General features: G+C 68.3%; 21 protein-coding genes. 11 read left to right on the forward strand and 10 right to left on the reverse strand.

The window, feature by feature from the left end:
• Nucleotides 1-54: 54 nt before the first annotated feature.
• Nucleotides 55-327 carry a DUF2277 domain-containing protein gene (locus MC375_RS09375; protein WP_242103089.1) on the forward strand — a complete coding sequence of 91 codons (273 nt, stop codon included), beginning with the start codon at nt 55-57 and terminating at the stop codon, nt 325-327.
• Between the two features lie 63 nt (nt 328-390).
• Here MC375_RS09375 and MC375_RS09380 read toward each other — a convergent pair whose 3' ends face one another.
• From MC375_RS09380 to MC375_RS09390, 3 genes are all read right to left on the reverse strand, one after another.
• Entirely contained in the window at nt 391-1,434 is a 1,044-nt protein-coding gene (locus MC375_RS09380) for a glycoside hydrolase family 5 protein (RefSeq protein ID WP_242103090.1), read from the reverse strand.
• 229 nt (nt 1,435-1,663) lie between these two features.
• Nucleotides 1,664-1,972 carry a hypothetical protein gene (locus tag MC375_RS09385; RefSeq protein ID WP_242103091.1) on the reverse strand — a complete coding sequence of 103 codons (309 nt, stop codon included), beginning with the start codon at nt 1,970-1,972 and terminating at the stop codon, nt 1,664-1,666.
• Nucleotides 1,972-2,505 carry a phage baseplate assembly protein V gene (locus tag MC375_RS09390; protein WP_242103092.1) on the reverse strand — a complete coding sequence of 178 codons (534 nt, stop codon included), beginning with the start codon at nt 2,503-2,505 and terminating at the stop codon, nt 1,972-1,974. Before MC375_RS09390 ends, MC375_RS09385 begins: the two co-directional genes overlap by 1 nt.
• A 31-nt stretch (nt 2,506-2,536) precedes the next feature.
• Between MC375_RS09390 and MC375_RS09395 the strand changes: the two genes are divergently transcribed.
• The 5 genes from MC375_RS09395 to MC375_RS09415 all read left to right on the forward strand — a co-directional run bounded on the left by MC375_RS09395 (nt 2,537) and on the right by MC375_RS09415 (nt 6,673).
• Nucleotides 2,537-2,716, forward strand: a complete 180-nt coding sequence (locus MC375_RS09395) for a hypothetical protein (RefSeq protein WP_242103093.1) — start codon at nt 2,537-2,539, stop codon at nt 2,714-2,716.
• A 115-nt stretch (nt 2,717-2,831) separates the two neighbouring features.
• Nucleotides 2,832-4,283 carry an MATE family efflux transporter gene (locus tag MC375_RS09400; protein ID WP_242103094.1) on the forward strand — a complete coding sequence of 484 codons (1,452 nt, stop codon included), beginning with the start codon at nt 2,832-2,834 and terminating at the stop codon, nt 4,281-4,283.
• Nucleotides 4,284-4,316: 33 nt separating this feature from the next.
• Nucleotides 4,317-4,832 carry a DUF1697 domain-containing protein gene (locus MC375_RS09405; protein ID WP_242103095.1) on the forward strand — a complete coding sequence of 172 codons (516 nt, stop codon included), beginning with the start codon at nt 4,317-4,319 and terminating at the stop codon, nt 4,830-4,832.
• 132 nt (nt 4,833-4,964) lie between these two features.
• On the forward strand, nt 4,965-5,861 hold the full coding sequence (locus MC375_RS09410) for a hypothetical protein (RefSeq protein WP_242103096.1): 897 nt from the start codon (nt 4,965-4,967) through the stop codon (nt 5,859-5,861).
• 95 nt (nt 5,862-5,956) lie between these two features.
• A complete protein-coding gene (locus MC375_RS09415) occupies nt 5,957-6,673 on the forward strand; it encodes a hypothetical protein (protein ID WP_242103097.1) in 717 nt (238 codons plus the stop codon).
• A 34-nt stretch (nt 6,674-6,707) separates the two neighbouring features.
• On the opposite strand, the gene MC375_RS09420 is transcribed toward MC375_RS09415, so the two are convergent.
• A complete protein-coding gene (locus tag MC375_RS09420; protein WP_242103098.1) occupies nt 6,708-8,174 on the reverse strand; it encodes an amidohydrolase family protein in 1,467 nt (488 codons plus the stop codon).
• 149 nt (nt 8,175-8,323) lie between these two features.
• Between MC375_RS09420 and MC375_RS09425 the strand changes: the two genes are divergently transcribed.
• Together MC375_RS09425 and MC375_RS09430 are read left to right on the forward strand one after the other, a co-directional pair.
• Nucleotides 8,324-9,238 carry a hypothetical protein gene (locus MC375_RS09425; protein ID WP_242103099.1) on the forward strand — a complete coding sequence of 305 codons (915 nt, stop codon included), beginning with the start codon at nt 8,324-8,326 and terminating at the stop codon, nt 9,236-9,238.
• Nucleotides 9,239-9,302: 64 nt separating this feature from the next.
• Nucleotides 9,303-10,151, forward strand: coding sequence for a glycoside hydrolase family 16 protein (locus MC375_RS09430; protein WP_242103100.1), 849 nt, complete (start codon nt 9,303-9,305; stop codon nt 10,149-10,151).
• Nucleotides 10,152-10,218: 67 nt separating this feature from the next.
• On the opposite strand, the gene MC375_RS09435 is transcribed toward MC375_RS09430, so the two are convergent.
• On the reverse strand, nt 10,219-10,857 hold the full coding sequence (locus MC375_RS09435; protein ID WP_242103101.1) for a dihydrofolate reductase family protein: 639 nt from the start codon (nt 10,855-10,857) through the stop codon (nt 10,219-10,221).
• Nucleotides 10,858-10,866: 9 nt separating this feature from the next.
• Nucleotides 10,867-11,229: a DUF1428 domain-containing protein gene (locus tag MC375_RS09440; RefSeq protein WP_242103102.1), complete on the reverse strand. Its 363-nt coding sequence runs from the start codon at nt 11,227-11,229 to the stop codon at nt 10,867-10,869.
• A gap of 172 nt (nt 11,230-11,401) precedes the next feature.
• Here MC375_RS09440 and bla point away from each other — a divergent pair, with 172 nt between their 5' ends.
• Complete coding sequence (gene bla, locus MC375_RS09445) at nt 11,402-12,316, forward strand: class A beta-lactamase (protein WP_242103103.1); 915 nt, start codon at nt 11,402-11,404, stop codon at nt 12,314-12,316.
• Here bla and MC375_RS09450 read toward each other — a convergent pair.
• Nucleotides 12,288-12,992: an NAD-dependent epimerase/dehydratase family protein gene (locus tag MC375_RS09450; protein WP_242103104.1), complete on the reverse strand. Its 705-nt coding sequence runs from the start codon at nt 12,990-12,992 to the stop codon at nt 12,288-12,290. The two genes, bla and MC375_RS09450, sit on opposite strands and share 29 nt — an antisense overlap.
• Before the next feature lie 104 nt (nt 12,993-13,096).
• Complete coding sequence (locus tag MC375_RS09455) at nt 13,097-14,416, reverse strand: aminotransferase class V-fold PLP-dependent enzyme (RefSeq protein WP_242103105.1); 1,320 nt, start codon at nt 14,414-14,416, stop codon at nt 13,097-13,099.
• Nucleotides 14,417-14,525: 109 nt separating this feature from the next.
• Here MC375_RS09455 and MC375_RS09460 point away from each other — a divergent pair, with 109 nt between their 5' ends.
• Both MC375_RS09460 and MC375_RS09465 read left to right on the forward strand, forming a co-directional pair.
• Complete coding sequence (locus MC375_RS09460; RefSeq protein ID WP_242103106.1) at nt 14,526-15,209, forward strand: GNAT family N-acetyltransferase; 684 nt, start codon at nt 14,526-14,528, stop codon at nt 15,207-15,209.
• A gap of 31 nt (nt 15,210-15,240) precedes the next feature.
• Nucleotides 15,241-15,771 (forward strand): hypothetical protein, encoded by a 531-nt coding sequence (locus MC375_RS09465; protein WP_242103107.1) that lies wholly within the window; start codon nt 15,241-15,243, stop codon nt 15,769-15,771.
• 177 nt (nt 15,772-15,948) lie between these two features.
• Here MC375_RS09465 and MC375_RS09470 read toward each other — a convergent pair whose 3' ends face one another.
• Both MC375_RS09470 and MC375_RS09475 read right to left on the reverse strand, forming a co-directional pair.
• Nucleotides 15,949-17,670: a DUF2207 domain-containing protein gene (locus tag MC375_RS09470; RefSeq protein WP_242103108.1), complete on the reverse strand. Its 1,722-nt coding sequence runs from the start codon at nt 17,668-17,670 to the stop codon at nt 15,949-15,951.
• Nucleotides 17,667-18,218, reverse strand: a complete 552-nt coding sequence (locus tag MC375_RS09475; RefSeq protein WP_242103109.1) for a LemA family protein — start codon at nt 18,216-18,218, stop codon at nt 17,667-17,669. Before MC375_RS09475 ends, MC375_RS09470 begins: the two co-directional genes overlap by 4 nt.
• Nucleotides 18,219-18,283 lie beyond the last annotated feature (65 nt).

Below are 18,283 nucleotides of genomic sequence, written 5' to 3' on the forward strand. Positions count from 1 at the left end.
TCGTCCCGCTGCCAGACGGCGGGCGTCCCGAACGGCCATTCAACCGGAGGAACCATGTGCAGGAACATCCGCACGCTCTACAACTTCGAACCGCCTGCCTCGCAGGACGAGATCCGTGCATCGGCGCTGCAGTTCGTACGCAAGCTCAGCGGCTTCAATACGCCGTCCAAGGCGAACGAGGCCGCGTTCGAGCGGGCGGTCGACCAGGTCAGCGAGGCGGCCACAATCCTGATCGATTCGCTCTTCACCGTGATGCCGCCCAAGAATCGCGAAGCCGAGCGTGCGAAAGCGGCCGCGCTGTCGGTCAAACGTTTCGGGCCGCGCTAGCGCTGGCGCGCGGCGCTTGCGCCATCGCCCGCACGGATCGTTGCGGCGCCGCGATCTCCCGCCTTACGGCGGATCCAGATACGGCCGCAATGCAGCCATCTGCGGACGATCGACGCAGGCGGTGGGACAGCCGGTGGGTTGCAGGGTGAAGATGTATTCGCCCCACCACGGGCCGCCCGCCCAGTAGGTCCAGCCGAGCCAGACCTCGGCATTGGCTTCGACATGCGCGAGCATGTCTTCCAGCGCGGCATGGCAGGTCTCGTTGCGGCCCCCGGCGAATTCGCCAAGAAAACCGCGCTTGCCGTGCATGCGCAGCCATTTGGTGAATCCTTCGAGCCGCCGCGAGCCGACGGTCGCGTCGACGCAGGTCTCCGAGGTGCCGGAAGAGTTGCTGTCGAGATACTGGTGCACCTCGAACGCGAAGTTGTTGCCCGGATCCTCGATTTCCAGCATCGCCGTCGCATTGGGGGTTCCATACCAGTCCTGGAACCAGGTCCCCGCCGTGCTCCAGGCATTGCCGGGAACGAGCACGAGATTGTCGGCACCGGCCGCGCGGATCGCGCGGATCGCGGCGTTGGCGTCGTTGCGCCACAGTTCGGTCGGCATGCCATTGGGCTCGTTCATCAGCCCGAAGATGACTTTCTGATTGTCGCGGTAGTGGGTCGCCAGCCGCGCCCACAGATCGGCGAACGCGGCGGCCTCGATCTCCTTGCCGATCACTTCGCCGCGATAGCGCGCGTAGTTATGCGGATCGATCACCACGAAGTGGCCCTGGTCGGTGGCGTGCGCAATGAACGCATCGATGCGGGATAGCTCAGCGGCGTCGAACTCGCCCTGCAGCGCCGGCTGCAGCCGCTCCCAGCGGAACGGGAGCCGGAATACGTTCATGCCGCGTCCGGCGAAGTAATCGACATCGCTGGTTTTTGGATAGGTGTAATCCTTGTGCACGGTGCCCGGCAGGCGCCCGGCGTTGAATTCGGCGCCGGCCAGGTTGACGCCGCGATAGGCAGTCCCCGCCGCCAGCGCATCGCCGGTCGTGATCGTCGTGAGACACCACGCGGCGAAGGCGACAATGAGAACGCGGCCCAGGACGAGGATGGCGGACATCGCGGCGGCTCCTGCGGAGGCGCGGCCGCCGCTGTGTCCATATCTTGCCCGCGCGCACTGCTGTCGCGACGGCAAGGCGATGTCGTTTGGTCACAGAAACGCAAATGCCTGCGGCATCACACGACACCGTGCATGGTTCGCAGGCGAAATGCATCACAAACTGGCTGCAGTGCAGCTGGCGGATGGCTTCGTTTCCAATCGCGGAAGTGCGGTGCGGTTCTCGCGACGGTTATCGAACCCGCACGCGTTCACTGACCGCGATCACGCCCGCAGGCAAACCGTTCGGCTCGCATGTGGCATCGGAACCCAAGGCCACGGCCCGGCCCAGGATCCGCACGCGCGCGGCGCCCGCCAGCTGGATCGCGGTGCAACGTGGTTGCGCCTGCGGCCCTGGGCAGTCCGCCACGACGACGGGATCGCCCACGCACAGCAATGCTGCGCCGTTGGCGTATACGCGGGAGGTGCCTGGGATGGCGCCTGCGGAGGCGCCATGGGCGCATAGCAGCGTGGAGGCGATCGTCACCACGGGCGTGCCCATCAGACGATCTCCAGCGCGCCGTGGTTGATGGAAACGACTGGGCCGCGCAGGCTGACGATCGCACCCTTGGCGTTGTCCAGCACGATGCCCTGCGCGTCGATCTGCAGGTTTGCACCGTCGCGGGTGCGCAGCGCGATGGTTTCCGGTGCCTGCACGCCGGGATCGCGCAACGGCATGGGCACCTGCGCGGAGTCCGTCCAGTACACCCCGCACCAGATCGGATGTGTAAGGTCGCCTGACTCGAACTCCACCCACACGGCACTGTCGATGGCCGGCAGCGTCGCGCTCACGCCGGGCGGCAGGCAAGGCAGCGCCCAAGCGGTCGACGCGCCATTCACAGCGGGCACCGCGACGAGCAGGCGCGCCTGTTGCAGCGGGTCCGCGTTGTCACGGACGGTGCCGCGATACTTGCCGTAGTGGGGCATGGTGAACCTCGACGATGGGAAGCGCAGTGCAACCGAAGGGGCGGAGTGCAGGCACGCCCCCGCGCGAGCATCGCCGCCTTGGCGCTTGAGGGTCTGCGCCCACTTCAACGTGGTCACGTGTGGCTACCGGTCGTCACCGTTGCAGAAGCCCGTACGCGATCGAACGACCCCGCCCCGCATCCAGTTCACGGAAAGCTCGCTGGCGATCGGCACGGCGGCCGAATACCGCATCGCCACCCTTGCCGGCCGGAACGCGGGCCTGACCCTCAGCCTGCCGAAGGCGCGCCTGCGCCCGCTGCAACGGCGGCGGCCGGATTGAATCGCGATCAGGGCGCCGTTGTCGAAATTACACCCGCCGGCCCGTCGTATCCTCGAACGGCCGGCGCGTGATACGCCGCCGCGACCTCCCGCCACGGCCCGCAGGACGATCCAGCATGAGCCACGAACCGCAGCCTTCGCTATCCGACGATTCCGCCGCGACGATGGCGGCCCCGGCCGGGGGCTACTCGCTCTGGGCCGAACTGCGCAATGCCATCCGCGGCACCGGCGCGGACTACACCCGGATTCCGCTGCGCCGCGCCGTGTTCCTGCTTGCGGTGCCGATGGTGCTCGAGCTGGTGCTGGAGTCCACGTTTGCGGTGGTGGACATCTATTTCGTCGCCAAACTCGGCTCTTCCGCCGTGGCCACCGTGGGGCTGACCGAGAGCTATCTGTTCCTGCTGTATTCGATCGCGATGGGCCTGGCGATGGGCATCACCGCCCTGGTGGCGCGGCGCATCGGCGAAGGCAGGCGCGAGGAAGCCGCCGTCACCGCGGTGCAGGCCCTGTGGATCGCGCTGCTGGCCTCGGTGCCGTTCGCGGTCGCGGGCATCGTCTGGGCGCGCGACCTGCTGGCGCTGATGGGGGCCGACGCCTGGACGCTCGAGCACGGTTCCCGCTACATGCAATGGATGCTCGGCGGCAACGCCGTGATCATGCTGCTGTTCGTGATCAACGCGATCTTCCGTGGCGCGGGCGATGCGGCCGTCGCCATGCGCGTGCTGTGGGTGGCCAACGGCCTGAACATCGTGCTGGACCCGATCCTGATCTTCGGCTTCGGTCCGATCCCGGCCATGGGCATCGAAGGCGCGGCCATCGCCACCAACATCGGGCGCGGCGCCGGCGTGCTGATGCAGCTGTGGATCCTATTCCGCGGCGGCCAGCACATCCGCGTGCTGACCTCGCAGCTGGTCTGGCGCGGCACGATCCTCTGGCACATCGTGCGCACCTCGCTGGGCGGCGTGGGCCAGATGATCGTGGCGATGACCTCGTGGATCTTCCTGATGCGGATCCTGGCCAGCATCGGCAGCGAGGCGGTGGCCGGCGCCACCATCGCCATCCGCATCATGATGTTCACCATGATGCCGGCCTGGGGCATGTCCAACGCGGCGGCGACGCTGGTCGGGCAGAACCTGGGCGCCGAGCAGCCCGATCGCGCCGAAGCCTCGGTTTGGCGCATCGGCTGGTACAACATGGCCTATCTGGTCGTCGTGTCGGTGCTGTTCTTCCTGCTGCCGGACCGGCTGGTCGGATTGTTCAGCGAAGATCCCGCGGTGGTCGCGGTCGGTGCCCAATGGTTGCGGATCCTGTCGTATTCGTTCTTCGTCTACGGCTGGTGGATGGTGGCGGTGCAGGCCTTCAACGGCGCCGGCGACACGGTCACCCCGACCCGAATCAATCTGGTGTTCTTCTGGCTGATCCAGATCCCGCTGGCCTGGCTGCTCGCCCTGCAGATGGGCTGGGAAGCGACCGGCGTGTTCTGGGCGGTGTTCGTCTCCGAGACTTCGGTGGGCCTGTTCACGCTGTGGCTGTTCTCGCGCGGCGGGTGGAAGACAATGAAGGTGTAGGCGCGCCGCCGCGCCACGTGGACGAAAGAGAACATGAAGGCAACGACCTGGATCGCGCTGCTGCGCGCGGTGAACGTCGGCGGCACCGGCAAGCTGCCGATGGCCGAGCTGCGGGCGCTGTGCGAGGCGGCCGGCTTCGCCGAAGTGCGCACCTACATCGCCAGCGGCAACGTCGTGTTTCGTGCCACCGGCACCGAAGCCTCGGTCAAGGCCGCGCTGGAAACCGCGCTGGCCGGCTGGTTCGGCAGGCCGGTGAGCGTGCTCGTGCGCACCCATGCCGAACTGGCGGCGGTAGTGGCGGCGAACCCGTTCGCGGACGCCGCCGGCAACCGCCTGATGGTCAGCTTCCTCGACGCCGCGCCACCGACGGACGCGCTGGAGCGCGTCGCGCACCGGCAGGGCGAGCGGATCGCCCTGGGCCGGCGCGAGATCTACGTCGATTACGGCGACGGCATGCGCGATTCGAAGCTCAAGGTGCCAGCAGCGAAGGCAGGGACCGCGCGCAATCTCAATACGGTGCGGCGGCTGATCGAGATGTCGCGTCCGTAAGCGCACAAGGGCGCCCGACGCCCGATCGCGAAGCGCCTGGATCGTGCGATTCAAGGCTGCCTTGCATAATTTTCGCAGCCGACCCGCAGCGGCCGCGCCTAGGATGTTACGGCATCCGACGAGGAGAGCCCGATGCCTGCACGCAATGCGATTGGCCCGTGTCTGCTCGCGGGGCTGCTGGCCTGCCAAGCCGCGCCCGCCGAAGACGCGCCGACCATGGCGGCCCCGGTGCGCTGGACCCCGCCGGCACTGGCGACGGACCAGTACGAATCCTCGCCGACGCTCTCGCCCGACGGCCACGAGCTGTTCTTCTTCCGCGCCGACCGTCAGTTCGACAACTACCGCCTGCTGCATTCGCGTTGCGAGGACGGACGCTGGTCGGCGCCGAAAGAGCCCGCATTCGCCGCAGCGCCCGGCGTGCTCGAAACCGATCCGGCCTTCAGCCCCGACGGCCAGCGGCTGTACTACGGCAGCGCGCGCCACAACGGCGAGGACCTGGACATCTGGAAGGTGGAGCGCGAAGCGGATGGCGCGTGGGGCGCACCGCAGCGGCTGCCCGAGCCGGTGAACTCACCGCATACCGAATTGCTGCCGCGCGAGCTGCCCGATGGCCGCCTGCTGTTCGGATCCGACCGGCCCGGTGGTCCGGGCGGGCGCGATCTGTTCATGGCCACGCCGCTGGCGGACGGGCAGTGGCGGGTCGAGCCGCTGCCTGCGCCGGTCAACAGTCCGGCCGACGAATACGAAGCCGACCTGTCGCGCGACGGCAAGGTCATCGTGGTGGTGGCCAACCGCGGCGAACGCTCGCACCTGTACGTCTACGACCGGGTCGGCGAAGACTGGCGCGATCGCGGTCAGGTGCCGGCGCGCGCGGACGTGTTCCAGGTGGGACCGCTGCTGTCGCCGGATGGCAAGCGCCTGCTGTTTGCGCAGGCGGAAGGCGCGGACTCGGGGGAGCTGTTCCTGGTCGATCTGCACCCCGGTGCGGATCCGTCGTGGCCGCCAGCGTGCCCCGCGGCAGATCACTGAGTGCGGTGCCCCAGGCGGGTTCCAGGAGCCATGCCCGCTGCTGACCGTTAATGCGCCCTGATACCGTTCTGGTGTGGAACGCATCGGGGGCAGCCATGACGACCACACCTTACTTCCAGCGCACGCGCATCTGGGGCACCGGCGCATGGCCGTGGGTCCTGCTGCTGCTTGGGGTGGCAGTGTTCGGCTTCTGGAAGCCGTATTTCGGCGCGCTCGGCGCTGCGCAGAAGCTGGCCCATCTGCATGCGGTCTCCATGCTCGCGTGGATCGCGATGCTCATCGCCCAGCCGATGCTGATCCGTGGGCGGCAGCGGGCCTGGCACAGGCGCATCGGCAAGGCCTCCTACCTGGTCGTGCCGATGATCGCGGTCACCGCGCTGGTGCTGGCGCAGCAGCGGATCGCCTCGGCGCCGGTCGCGGCGCTGCCGATGCAGCAGACCATCCTGTACCTGGGCATGTCCGGCGCAACCATCCTGATGGTGGTCTGGGGCCTGGGCATCCGCCACCGCCGCGACGCCGCGCTGCACGCGCGCTACATGGCCGGCACCGCGCTGACCCTGATCGATCCCTCGCTGGCGCGGGTGATGATTTTCTGGGTGCCCTCGGTGCCGCCGCCGTTCTACGTGTGGATCAGCTTCTCGGTGATCTACGCGATCCTCGGCCTGCTGATCTGGCTGGATCGCCATGCGGCGCGCGGGCGCCGCGCCTTCGTCGTGCTGCTCGGGCTGTTCGTCTCCCTGCATGCATCGATCCTGCTGGTCCCGGGCACCCCGACCTGGCAGCGCTTCGCGCAGTGGTACGCCGCGCTGTAGCAGGGGCGACGCGCGCCGACACGATCGTGGGCGCTCAGGCAGCGCCCCAGCCTCGCAGATTCAGGAATTCGCGTCGCGTCTTCGGCCCGTAGGTGGCGAAGCGTGGGTCGGGGGCATTGCGGTAATCCTCGCGCCGCGCGGCGATGGCGTCCTTCGCCAGATGCTTCGAGAGCACATCCTCGGGCACCGGATACAGCTTGAGCGCATTCAGCCCGAACACCTTGGCGCGCATGGCCGGCGTGATCTCCGGGTATTCGAAGCGCTCGCGGAACTCCGGCGAGATCTGGAACGTGCGGAACGCCTGGATCTGGTCCTGTGGACTTCCATACCAGATCGAATCGGTGCCCCACAGCACGTTGTCCTCGCCCAGGCGCGCGAACAGCTTGCCCAGCGCATGCGCGGCCTGGTCGGGATCGCGCATCAGGAACCGCCAGGTCGAACCCAGTTCGGCGTACACGTTGCCGCCCCGGCCGATGCCGTTCTCCTCAAGCGAGGTCAGCAGCGCATCGATGCCGTCGCTGCGCGCGGGATCGTAAGGTCCTTCGCTTTTCTCGGTGACGAATCCGGAGTGGTAGATCAGGAAGTTGACGTCCGGGAAGCGCTTGGCGACGCGCCCGATGTCCACGCAGGTGCTGTGCTCGTAGGACTTCTGGCCGAACGGCAGGCCCTTGTGGATGGCGATGTTGCGGATGCCCAGGCGCCGCGCTTCCTCGATCATGCGCAGGCCGGGCTCGTCGTCCATGAAGAAGCCGCGCCCGTCCGGGCCCCACTGCGTGTAGGTCTTCCACGCGGCGATGTCGAACCGCTCCGCAAGGCGTTGCATGTCCTCGACATCGCCCGGCTGGTTGGGGTTGACCCGGCCATGCAGGTACAGCCGGTGCGTGCCCTCCATCTTCTCCACCACGGCGGCGGTCGCCGCGGCTTCCTCGATGGTGAGCGGCTCGTCCTCGCGGGTGGAAGGCACGAAGCTGAGCACGGTGAGGTCGGTGTCCGAGTCGAGGAAGATGTCCTTGATGAATTCCTCGCTTCCCACGCAGCGCAGGTAGTCGAGCCCCGGCGCGTCGGCCGCCGCGCAGCCGCTCATGTCGACGAAGCCGAGCGGGCGTGCGCCCTCGGGCAGGGCGCGCGTCCATGCGCCGGTCGGGTTCACGAAATGACCCTGCACGTCGAAGATGAATTCGTTGCCGCCGAGCGCCGCGTCCGCGGCCGCGGGTTCCAGCGCCGCCTCCTTCGGTACCTCGTACGACGCCCCGCGCCTGCAGCCGGCGAGAAATGCGGTGTTCATCGCCAGCAGCGTGGTCGCCGCGCCGCAGGAGGAGACGAGGAAATCGCGCCGGGTCCGGCCGACACGGCGCGCGTGCGCGGTCGCGTTCTCCAGCGCCAGCCTGCGCGCATGGTAGTGGACCGGCTCCAGCGGAACGGGAACGAATTCGCCATTGCTCGTGCTGTCGAGCTTGATCGGCAGGCGCAGGCCGTCGGGGTCGTGCCGGATGCGGCGCATGGAATGCTCCTCGCAGCGGGACCGGGCCATCCTAACGGCTTGCGCGCGGATGTTCATGTGCCGGCTGCCTGGATTCCGATTCCGCCCCCGTGTCCTTAGCACGGGGCGCTGACGTATCCTCGCGTCGGTTTCCTCCATGCATGCTCTGCATGCGGACACACATGCTGCCGATCGCCATCCTGCTGGTCCTTGTCGTCGCGCCGATGGCCTACGCCGTCCTGGGCTGGGCGCGCACGCGCGGCCAGCGCGCGCTTGCCGTGCGCCCGCTGCCAGCCTGGAACTGGCGCATGAGCCTGGTCTCGATGCTGCTCTACGTGCTCGCGTTCAATCTGGTGTTCTTCGTGCAGGAACTGTTCCTGGTGCTGCCCAAGGCGCTGGTGCCGGGGCTGCGCCCGACCCTGTTCCACAACAACCACAGCTGGTCCGGCACGCATCCGCTGGCCGAACTGTTCCAGGGCACCGGCGTGCTGGCCACGCTGCTGTTCGGCATCGCATGCGGATGGTGGCTGCGGCGCGAAAACACGGGCGCGGCATGGTGGCGTCTGCTTCTGTTCTGGCTGGCATTCAGCGGCGTGTTCATGGCGCTGCCGCAGCTGGCGACGGGTGCCCTGCTGCCGCAGGGCGACGCCGGACGCGCCATGGCATACCTGGGCATGGGCGAGAGCGCCAGGACGCTGGTGGCGCTGCTCGCGCTGGTCGCGATTCCGCTTTTCGCGCTGTGGCTGTTGAAGCCGCTGCTCGAACTGGCCGGCAATCCGGCCCAGGTCGCCGATTCCGGCGCCCGTCACCGCTATGTGTTCCTGGCGGCGACCTTGCCGGCGCTGCTGGCCATCGGCCTGATCGTGCCGTTCCGGGTGCCGCGGGAATGGATCGAAGTGCTGATCGTTCCGGTGGTCGTCACCGTGGTGGGCGTTGTCTGGCTGCAGGCGGGCGCATGGCGTCAGGCGCGCTCCGTGGTGGGAACCGGGTCGCGGTCGTGGCCGATCGCAGGGCCGCTGGCGGTGGTGCTCGCGCTGCTGGCGCTGTTCCAGCTGGTGCTGCGTCCGGGCATCGCGTTCTTCTGACGCAGCCCGGCGCACCATCGCCAGCAAACTCGCAGCCCCGGAGCAGACCATGCATGTCTTCGCAATGACCACGAGATTCGCGACGCTGGCCGTGTTGCTGACGACGGCGTCGTGCGCTACCCCGGGAGAAGGCGTCGGGACGCGCGCTGCGTCGTCCACGCCAGACAAGGCCTGGACCTTCGCATCCACGCCGACGTGGCAGGACGAGTTCGATTACAGCGGCAAGCCGGATCCGGCGAAGTGGGGCTACGACCTGGGTGGCCACGGCTGGGGCAACAACGAGCTGCAGTTCTATACCGACAGCGCGGACAACGCATTCGTGCGCGACGGCGTGCTGCATATCGTTGCGCGCAGGGAATCCAGGGACGGCCGTGCCTATACGTCGACCAGGCTGATCTCCAAGGGCAAGGGCGATTTTCTCTATGGCCGCTTCGAGGTGCGCGCCAAGCTGCCCTCGGGCCGCGGCACCTGGCCTGCGATCTGGATGCTGCCGACCGACTGGAAATACGGCGACTGGCCGCGCTCGGGCGAGATCGACATCATGGAACACGTGGGCTTCGACCCAGAGCGCGTGCACATCAGCGTGCATACCCAGGCCTACAACCATGTGGCCGGCACCCAGCGCACCGCCACCCGCCTCGTCGACGGGGTGATGGAGGACTTCCACCTGTATCGCGTGGACTGGACTCCGGAGAGCATCCGCGGCTACATCGACGATATCCCGATGTTCGCGTTCGCCAACGAAGGCACCGGGCCCGATGCGTGGCCGTTCGACCAGCGCTTCCATTTCCTGCTCAACGTCGCGGTCGGCGGCAACTGGGGCGGCAAGGAAGGGGTGGACGACAGCGTGTTTCCGGCGACGCTGCAGGTCGACTACGTGCGCGCCTACGAGCTGCTGGAACAGGCGGAATAGGCGAGAACGCAGGCCCCGGGGGACGTCCCGGGGGCCTGCCTTGCGACTGCTGCCTGCGAGTACCGGTTCAGGGCTTTGTCGGTTCCTCGAGCGCGAACGAGCCGGTCCGTACCTCGCCGGCGCGTTCGTAGTTGGCGATGACCACGCCGCTGGGCGAAGTCACGGACTTGCGCAGCATCAGTCCCGCCGGTGCCGCATCCTGGCCGAACAGGCGCTTGCCCCGTCCCAGCACGACCGGGAACACCAGCACCCGCAGCTCGTCCACGAGGTCGGCGGCCAGCAGCTGCTGCACCAGATCGCTGCTGCCCTCGGTCAGCAGGTCGGGTCCGTCGCCCTGCTTGAGCACGCGCAGCGAGGCGATGACGTCTTCGCCCAGCGCCTGGCTGTTCTGCCAGTCCAGCGAGTCCGGGCGATGCGTCGCCACGTGCTTGGTGATGCCGTTGAACAGCGCCGCGATGTCGGCATCCGGGTTGTCGTCCGGTACGCGCGGCCAGTGCGCGGCGAAAATGTCGTACGTGCGCCGGCCCAGCAGCAGCTCGAACGGACGCGAGAACAGTTCGCCCATGGCTTCGCCGACGGTCTCGTCGAAGTGGGGCGCGACCCAGCCGCCGTACGCGAACCCGCCGCTGCGGTCCTCGTCCGGACCGCCCGGGGCCTGCATCACGCCGTCCAGGCTGGTGAATGCCGCGACGATGATCCTGCGCATGCGGGCCGCCTATCGCGCGCCAAGCTCGACTACCGGCGCGAAGCCGCCGTAGATCAGGCGCATGCCGTCGAACGGCATCGGGTTGTTTTCGGGCGTGAGCCTTGGATCCTTCATCGCCTTCTCCATGCCGACATCGCGCGTGGCCTTGTCCGGCCATTCGATCCACGAGAAGACCACGCTCTCGTCGTCCTTGGCCTGCACCGCACGCTTGAAATCGGTCTGCTTGCCGTCGGGGACCTCGTCGCCCCAGCATTCGAGCACGCGGCTGGCGCCGTACTCGACGAAGACCGAATCGCCGGTCCTGGCATGATCGATGAACTTCTGCTTGTTGGCGGTGGGGACTGCGAGCACGAAACCGTCGATATAGGGCATGTCTCATCTCCTTTGGGTTGCAAGGGCAGGGCATCGCGACCGCGGTGCATCGGCCTGCCTTGCTGGTACGACGAACCGGCAAGGCGGCAATCGACATGTCGATCCAACCGGCGCCCCGCCGAATTCAGCTTCGTGGGCGCAAGCCTGATCCACGCCCGGTTAGAGTGATGCGATGGATCCGTATTGCTCGCGTCGCAAACTGCTGCTGGCCGGCCTGGGCGCCGCGACGTGGGCCGGTGGCCTGCGTCACGCCGCCGCTGCGGAGGTCGATCCGGAAGGTCCGGTTGCGAAGCTGATGGCGCTCGAACGCGTCCACGGCGGCCGCCTCGGGGTCGCGATCCTCGATGTCGACAGCGGCCGGCGGATCAACCACCGGGGCGAGCAGCGCTTCGCCCTGTGCAGCACGTTCAAGCTGCTGGCGGCGGCGCTGGTACTGGCACGGGTCGATCGCGACGAGGAACAGCTCGATCGACGCATCGTCTACGACCGGGACGCACTGGTGACCTATTCGCCGGTGACCGAACAGCACGTCGGCGCGGGCATGACGCTTGCCGAGTTGTGCCAGGCGGCCGTGACCGTCAGCGACAACACCGCCGGCAATCTGCTGCTGGCCAGCTTCGGCGGCCCGCCGGCGCTGACCACGTTCGCGCGCTCGCTCGGCGATGCGGCCACCCGGCTCGACCGGATCGAACCCGAACTCAATGACGTGCCGCCGGGCGATGAGCGCGATACCACCACGCCGGCGGCGATGCTCGTTTCCCTGCGCGCGCTGCTGGTGGGCGATGCGTTGTCGGCGACCTCGCGCACCCAGCTACGCGACTGGCTGCTCGCCAGCTCCACCGGCGGACGCCGCCTGCGGGCCGGGGTGCCCGCGGACTGGCTCGTCGGCGACAAGACCGGGACCGGCGAACGCGGCGCGACCAACGATGTGGGCATCCTGCTGCCGCCGGGACGTAGGCCGTTGCTTGTGGCCGCGTATTACGACGCGCCCGATGAGGCCGCCGGCCCGCAACGCGATGCGGTGATCGCTGAAGTCGGGCGGATCGCCGCGGGGCTGGTTACGGTGCGGACGAATCCTGCGCGCTAGGCGAGCCGGAAGACGCGCGGTAGGCATCGGCAAGCGCATTGATGGCATCGTTCTCGACGATCGCCGGCGGGTCGGGCATCCGCAGCAGCTGCAGCATCGCCATGCCCACGTTCTCGGTGCTGGTGAGCAGGCCAGGCACCAGCTTCAGCCCCAACCCCATCAGCGGTCCCGCGACGGTATACAGCGCCGCCATCGCCGGATGCGGCGAGCGCACCCCGTGCACCGGCTGCACGCCGCCGGTGCGCAACATGATGGTGCGGATCGGCAGCGCGGCCAGCGCCGCTTCGGCTTCGCCCTTCACCTTGAGCGGCATGATCGCGCTGTCGGGGTTGGAGTGGGCGCCGGAGATGTAGACGAAGCGCGCCGCCGGATTGCGTGCCGCGAACGCGCGCGCGACGTGCAGGGTGAGATCGACGGTGACATGGCGGTATTCGGCTTCCGCGCCGATCGGCAGGGCGCCGGCGCAGTACAGGCAGGCATCGAAAGGCTGCAGCCGGTCTTCGACCGGCGCGAGGTCGGCGAAATCAGCGACGAGCAGCTCCTCAAGCTTCGCGTCGACCTGGCCGCTCGCGCGGCGGCCCAGCGCGCTCACGTGGACGACTTCTGGGTCGTCCAGGCAGACGCGCAATACGCCCTGGCCGACCAGGCCCGTGGCGCCGGTGAGCAGGATGCGCATGGCGGCTCTCCAAGGCGTGTGTGTCGACAAACTAGCCCACGCGATGTGCGCGATGCGTGTGCACGGACCCGTGAACCGGGCCGCACGGGTTTACTTGCTCTGGCTCACGCCGCAATGGCATGCACCGCCTGCGCGGCGCGGTCGACTTCCTCGGGCGTGTTGACCAGGCTCGGCGCCAGCCGCGCATAGGTGACCGCGTAAGGGCTGGTGCTGGCGATGATCCGGCGTTCAAGCAGTCGGCGGACCACATCGGCGGGCGAGATGCCCTCGACCTCGAACGCGACCAGTCCCGCGGACAGGTCCCCGGACATCGGCGTATGCAGCTTGACTTTGCGGTTGCCCGCCAGGCTGGCCTTGAGCCGGTCGTTGAGTTCGCGGATACGCGCGGCCACGCGCGCGCGGCCCATCGCCTGATGCATGTCGAACGCGGCGCCCATCGCCCATTGATGTTCGAAGGCGTGGAAGCCACCCGGGGTCATGCGCGCCGCGTTTGCGGGCGTCGACGGTGCGCGGTCCTCGGTCCAGGCGGTGTAGGACTCGAGTTCGCTGAAGTTGGGAATCGTCGGATGCAGCCGCGCCCAGTTCTCCGCGTTCGCCCAGATGAGTCCGGTGCCGCGCGGCGCGAACATCCACTTGTGGCAACCGGCGCAAAAGTAGTCCGCGCCCATGGTGGCGATGGTTTCGTCGGCTGCACCGATCCCGTGCACGCCATCGACCACCAGCCACACGTCCGGATGCTTTGCCTTCAGCGCGGCGGCGATCTCGCGGATCGGCAGGCGGATGCCGGTGCTCGAATGCACCCAGGTCAGGCCGACCACGCGGGTACGCGGCGCGACCGCCTGCAGCAGGCGCTCGATGATCGCCGCCGTGCTCGCGTCCGCGGCCTCGTCGAACAGCGCGATCTTGCGCAGCGTGGCGCCAGCGCGTGCGGTGGCCAGGCGGATCGACTCGTGGTGGGAATAATGATCGTGCACGGTGGCCAGCACCTCGTCGCCGGGCTTGAGCGGCAGGCCGTGATAGACGATGGCCAGGCTTTCGGTCGTGCTGCGGGTGAGGGCGATGTCCGACGCATTGCCGCCCAGATAACGCGCGATCGAGCCTGTCACCTGCATCGGGATGTTGTCCGCATCGCTGCCGAACATGCCGTGCTCGATCACCTGGAAAGGATCGCGATCCATGGCCTTGCGCCACGCCTCGATCGCATCGCGGACCGGCGCCGGATGACTGGCGATGAAGAAGCTGGCGAAATGCGCGTAGCCGGGATCCAGCGCGAACTGCGCACGTACGCGATTCCAGTCGGACAGGTCCGGCAAGGGGCGCGATTCGGAAGCCAGCGCGGCGGCCAACGACCCGGGAACCAGCGCGGAGGCCCCCAGCGCCATCGGGACGGTGAGCAGCCGGCGGCGGGTCATGGTCGAGGACATGGGAAACGCTCCTGCAAGAGGTCAGCACTGCCAACGCGCGCGACCGCGGGCAACGGCCAGATGCCTGCCCGGGGTGTGGCGCCGCGCCGGCCGCCGATAGAATTTACCCATGTCGTCCGACCATCCGCTCGACAATCCGTTCTGGTCCGCGCTGCACAGCCTCCATGCGCATTTCGCGCTGGGCTCGGATGAGGTGCGGCGCTTCCCCGCCGACGTCGCGCCGTTCCTGGGCGTGGCGCACGCCGGAGTGGACACCGGCGGCGTGCTGGACAGCCTGGTGCCGCCGGGAGACTCGGTGTTGCTGATGGGCGTGGCGCCTGCGCGCGTGCCGCAGGGTTGGGCCTTGGAGGCGTTCGACGACCTGGCGCAGATGGCCTGCGACGGCGAAGTGGCCGTGCCGGAGGGACCACCGATCATTGAGTTGGGCCCGGAACACCGCGCCGATGCGCTCGCGCTGACCGCGCTGGTCTACCCGCACTATTTCCGTCCGCGCACGATGGAGCTCGGCCGTTATTTCGGCATCTATGTCGAAGGCCGGCTCGCGGCGATGGCCGGCGAGCGCCTGGGCGCACCCGGCTTCCGCGAGATGAGCGCCATCTGCACCCATCCTGATTTCCTCGGCCGCGGTTATGCGCGGCGTCTGACCGCCATGCTGAGCAACGACACCCTGCATAGCGGCAGACTGCCGTTCCTGCATGTCAGTCAGGCCAATGCGCGCGCGATGGCCCTGTACGAAGGGATGGGCTACCGGCTGCGCCGCACCATTCCGTTCTGGTCGCTGCGGCGCGCCTGATCCTGTCGCAGGACTGTCACGAAACCGTCGCATGCTCGCCATCGCGCCGCCACGGCGTCGACAGGGTTGCAACGTCATGCGGGTGAACACCGGAATCGTGCTGCTGGTATTGCTGTCGGCCTCCTGCCTGGCCATCGCCCAGCAGGCCTACACGGGGATCGAGCAGAAGCTGACCCCGGGGCAATTGCGCGAAGTCGGCCTGAGCCCGAAGCAGCTCGAGCTGCTCAACCGCTATCTGCGCCAGGCCGAAGCTGCGGCGCCGCCGGTCGAGACTGCGCGCTATGAAACCGCGCAGGGCAAACCCCGACGTGATCCGACCTCGCTGATGGGCTTCAGCGACCAGCCGATCCGGAGCCGGCTCAAAGGCAGCGTCGCGGGCTGGGCGCCGGGTACCGTCTTCGAGCTGGAAAACGGCCAGCAGTGGAAGGTGCTCAAGGGCAGCATGAAGCTGCGCACGCCGTTCGAGACGCCGGACATCGTGGTGGTGCCGGGGATCGCCGGCCGCTGGTTTCTGCAGGTCGACGAAGACCTGCCCAAGGCCCGCGTCTACCGGATCGATTGAGCATGCTCGATCAAGCATGATCGATTGTGCGCGATCCACTGCCGCCTTGTGGGAGCGGCTTGAGCCGCGTGCTGTCCGGCACGCGGAATCAGGCACCACGAGGCGTTCGCGACCAGAGCCTGCCCCGGACCCGATCCGGGTTTGCTTCCACAGGATGCGATACGGGCACGGAAGCGCTCAGCGACCACCACCACCGCCGCCACCGCCGCCGCCGCCGGAAGACCCGCCGCCACCGCTGCCCGAGGAACTGCCCGGCGGCGTCGATGACGACGCGATCTGCGAGGTGAACGCGCTGCCGATCGAGCGCGTCAGGCTGTCGAGGCTGTCCGCGCCGCCGCCGCGATACCAGGCCATGCCGGCCGTGGCAGCGGCCGCACTCGCAGCGCCGACCGCGAAGGTGAACTTACGGGTCCAGGCTTCCTCGACCTCCAGCGCCACCGCATAGGGCAACAGCTGCTGGTAGCGTTCGGCGTTCAGCACGGGCGGCGCGTCGGGCCCGGGCAGGCGCGCAAGCTCGTCCTGTTCGGCCACGCTCAGATAGAGCTTGAGCCCGGCGATCTCGTCCATCAGCTTGCGCCCTTCGGGTGTCGGTGCGCGTATCAGGATCGCGAACACGATCAGGGTCGCGACCATGAGCGCGCCGACGAGGAAGATGAGCAGGACCCCGCCGCCCCCGCCGAGCAACATGGCGAGCGCGAAGCCGGCGACCGCGATGAGCGCGGCCATCGCCACACTCTTGCCGTTGTGCCGGAACATGCGCCCGTCGTAATCCTGCTTCAGCGCCGCCGCCTGCGCCTGTCCGGCCGCCTGCAGCCGCGTTGCGTTGGTCTTCTTCAGCTCGATTTCCTTGCCGCCGCCGAATAGCGACAACAGCGCGCGTTCGGACTTCGGCAGCGGCTCGCCTTCGGTCGAGGTGCGGACGAGCTTCCAGCTGTCGCTCAGCAGGCCCTTGTTGCGCTCGATGCGCAGGAAACCCTTCACCGCCAGGTCCAGCAGGTCGCAGGACAGGCAGCGCGGGTCGTGGCCCATGCGCTGGATGAAGCGCAGGGCCGCCGGCGAATAGCCCGGTGGCGGCTCGTAGCGCGCGATGACGATGCCGGCGCGCGGATCGCGCCCCAGCGCACGCCAGCGGCGCAGGCAGAACACGAGCAGCGCGGCCAGCGTCGCCAGTGCGATCAGTACGCCGCGGTTGTCCTTGAGCAGCCACCAGACCCGCTGCGCCCGGGTCGGCGCGGCGACGATGCCCTTTGGGAAGGTGAGCACGATGGTCATGCCTTCCCCGGGCGCCAGCGGCTGGGTGAGGCGCCACTGCGCCGCGCCCGGCGCCACGATCCGCGCCTGGTAGCCCTGCGCCTGCGCGCCCTGCGGGCCGGTATAGCCCTCGGCGTGCAGCTGCGCTTCGGGCACCGCCTGCGGAAGGCGCACGTCGACCTGGCCGGATTCGATCGGAAATGCCCATCCGGTGCCGATCGCGTTCCAGTACAGCTCGTCATGTCCGGCGAAAAAGCCCAGCTGCCGGGTGGTGCGGTAGCGCAGGGTGTAGGTGTAGTCGGCCGGGACCGGCAGGAAATCGTCGTTGCCGGTATTGATGCGCACGCCGTTGCCGAGCTTCTCGGTGAACCAGGGCTCGGTCCTGCCGTTGCGGAGCACCTCGATCATCTCGAACCCGACCACGACGCGGTTGCCGTGGCGATCCCGATAGCGGGTGGGAAAGTCGCGATAGATCCCGCGCCGGATCTGGCTGCCCTCGGCACGCACCCGGATGCGCTCGGCGACCTCGAGGCTGCCGTCGGCATTGACCTGGACCTCGCTGTCGTAGGCCAGGATGCGTTCCTGGGCATGCGCCTGATGCCAGCAGGCGGCCAGCACGAGCAGCAGAGCGGTCAGCAACGTTTTCATCGCGCCATCTCCACTTTCACCGCGGCGCGGCTGTCGGCTTGCGCCTGGAAGAACTCGATCGCGCCGAAGCCGGCGGCTTTCGCTACGAGCACGTCGGGCACGCGCTGGGTGGCATCGGTGTAGTCGCGCACGGCGCCGTTGTAGAAGCGGCGCGCGTACTGCAGCTGTTCCTCGGTATCGACCAGGTCGCGCTGCAACTGGGCGAAATTCTGGTTGGCCTTGAGGTCCGGATAGGCTTCCTGCAGTGCCAGCAGGCGCACGAGACCCTGCTCCAGCGCCTCCTCGACCTCGCCGAGCCGTGACGGCTCGCGCAGACCGACTGCCTGTGCGCGCAGTTCGGTGACCGCGCGCAGCGTCGCGGCTTCGTGCCCCGCGTAGCCCTGCACCGCGGCGACCAGCTGCGGCACCAGGTCGTGACGGCGTTGCAGTTGCACGTCGATGTCGGCCCAGGCCGTGCGGGTCTGGTTGCGCAGGCGGACCAGGCGGTTGAATGCGAGTACGCCCCACGCCACCAGCGCCAGGGCGGGCAGCAGCAGCCAAATCGACATGATCCAATCGCTCCAGGTGCGGATATGGGATGTTAAACGTGCCCGCTCATGCCGGCGGCCATCCG

This window comes from Lysobacter sp. M2-1 (assembly GCF_022662495.1).
Taxonomy (GTDB): Bacteria; Pseudomonadota; Gammaproteobacteria; order Xanthomonadales; family Xanthomonadaceae; genus JAKPBU01.

Coding starts and splice junctions, on each gene's coding strand:
- MC375_RS09375 (WP_242103089.1), top strand. CDS start 55: ATGTGCAGGAACATCCGCACGCTCTACAACTTCGAACCGCCTGCCTCG.
- MC375_RS09380 (WP_242103090.1), bottom strand. CDS start 1,434: ATGTCCGCCATCCTCGTCCTGGGCCGCGTTCTCATTGTCGCCTTCGCC.
- MC375_RS09385 (WP_242103091.1), bottom strand. CDS start 1,972: ATGGGCACGCCCGTGGTGACGATCGCCTCCACGCTGCTATGCGCCCAT.
- MC375_RS09400 (WP_242103094.1), top strand. CDS start 2,832: ATGAGCCACGAACCGCAGCCTTCGCTATCCGACGATTCCGCCGCGACG.
- MC375_RS09405 (WP_242103095.1), top strand. CDS start 4,317: ATGAAGGCAACGACCTGGATCGCGCTGCTGCGCGCGGTGAACGTCGGC.
- MC375_RS09410 (WP_242103096.1), top strand. CDS start 4,965: ATGCCTGCACGCAATGCGATTGGCCCGTGTCTGCTCGCGGGGCTGCTG.
- MC375_RS09415 (WP_242103097.1), top strand. CDS start 5,957: ATGACGACCACACCTTACTTCCAGCGCACGCGCATCTGGGGCACCGGC.
- MC375_RS09420 (WP_242103098.1), bottom strand. CDS start 8,174: ATGCGCCGCATCCGGCACGACCCCGACGGCCTGCGCCTGCCGATCAAG.
- MC375_RS09425 (WP_242103099.1), top strand. CDS start 8,324: ATGCGGACACACATGCTGCCGATCGCCATCCTGCTGGTCCTTGTCGTC.
- MC375_RS09430 (WP_242103100.1), top strand. CDS start 9,303: ATGACCACGAGATTCGCGACGCTGGCCGTGTTGCTGACGACGGCGTCG.
- MC375_RS09435 (WP_242103101.1), bottom strand. CDS start 10,857: ATGCGCAGGATCATCGTCGCGGCATTCACCAGCCTGGACGGCGTGATG.
- MC375_RS09440 (WP_242103102.1), bottom strand. CDS start 11,229: ATGCCCTATATCGACGGTTTCGTGCTCGCAGTCCCCACCGCCAACAAG.
- bla (WP_242103103.1), top strand. CDS start 11,402: ATGGATCCGTATTGCTCGCGTCGCAAACTGCTGCTGGCCGGCCTGGGC.
- MC375_RS09450 (WP_242103104.1), bottom strand. CDS start 12,992: ATGCGCATCCTGCTCACCGGCGCCACGGGCCTGGTCGGCCAGGGCGTA.
- MC375_RS09455 (WP_242103105.1), bottom strand. CDS start 14,416: ATGTCCTCGACCATGACCCGCCGCCGGCTGCTCACCGTCCCGATGGCG.
- MC375_RS09460 (WP_242103106.1), top strand. CDS start 14,526: ATGTCGTCCGACCATCCGCTCGACAATCCGTTCTGGTCCGCGCTGCAC.
- MC375_RS09465 (WP_242103107.1), top strand. CDS start 15,241: ATGCTCGCCATCGCGCCGCCACGGCGTCGACAGGGTTGCAACGTCATG.
- MC375_RS09470 (WP_242103108.1), bottom strand. CDS start 17,670: ATGAAAACGTTGCTGACCGCTCTGCTGCTCGTGCTGGCCGCCTGCTGG.
- MC375_RS09475 (WP_242103109.1), bottom strand. CDS start 18,218: ATGTCGATTTGGCTGCTGCTGCCCGCCCTGGCGCTGGTGGCGTGGGGC.